This window comes from Streptococcus pluranimalium (assembly GCF_047785705.1).
Classification (GTDB): domain Bacteria; phylum Bacillota; class Bacilli; order Lactobacillales; family Streptococcaceae; genus Streptococcus; species Streptococcus pluranimalium_A.
Map to the genome: position 1 here is coordinate 1 of NZ_JBLOJV010000100.1, position 802 is coordinate 802.

Annotated in this window: 1 pseudogene; it reads left to right on the plus strand. The window is 50.2% G+C overall.

The annotated features are described in order from the left end of the window. Nucleotides 1-802 (plus strand): annotated as a pseudogene (locus ACMZ6Z_RS09510) (hypothetical protein); the annotation flags it as partial.

Consider the following 802-nt stretch of genomic DNA (forward strand, 5'->3'; position numbering starts at 1 on the left):
CCGTTCCAGTCACTGTTCAACGTGACACGGACAAGGACGGTCAGCCAGACGTGACGGATAATGATGATGACAACGACGGTATTCCAGATGACACGGATAACAATCCGAAAGCTAAGGACGCTCTCACAGTTGAAACGGTTAATACTGTTCGTGTGACGGACAAGCAAGAAGTGGTCCCAGTCAAAGTGGTAACGCCAAGCAAGCCAAACTCTGTGATTGAAAGCACAGAAACCAATGGTCTTCGTATCGACGACCAAGGTCAGCTTGTTGGAACCCCAACCGATATCGTCTTCGTCGGCACTGCGGAAACAGCGACCGTTGAGATTCCAGTCACAGTGACCAACCCAGCAGATGATGCGCCGGTTAAAGAAACGATTACCGTGACCATTGACCGTGATACGGACAATGACGGTCAACCAGACAAGGATGACATCGACGACGACAACGACGGTATTCCAGATGACACTGACACGAATCCGAAAGCTAAGGACGCTCTCACAGTTGAAACAGTTAATACTGTTCGTGTGACCGATAAGCAAGCAGTTGTCCCAGTCAAAGTGGTAACGCCAAGCAAGCCAAACTCTGTGATTGAAAGCACAGAGACCAATGGTCTTCGTGTTGACGACCAAGGTCAGCTTGTCGGAACCCCAACCGATATCGTCTTCGTCGGCACTGCGGAAACAGCGACGGTTGAAATCCCAGTCACAGTGACCAACCCAGCAGATGATGCGCCGGTTAAAGAAACAGTTACCGTGACCATTGACCGTGATACGGACAATGACGGTCAACCAGACAAGGATGA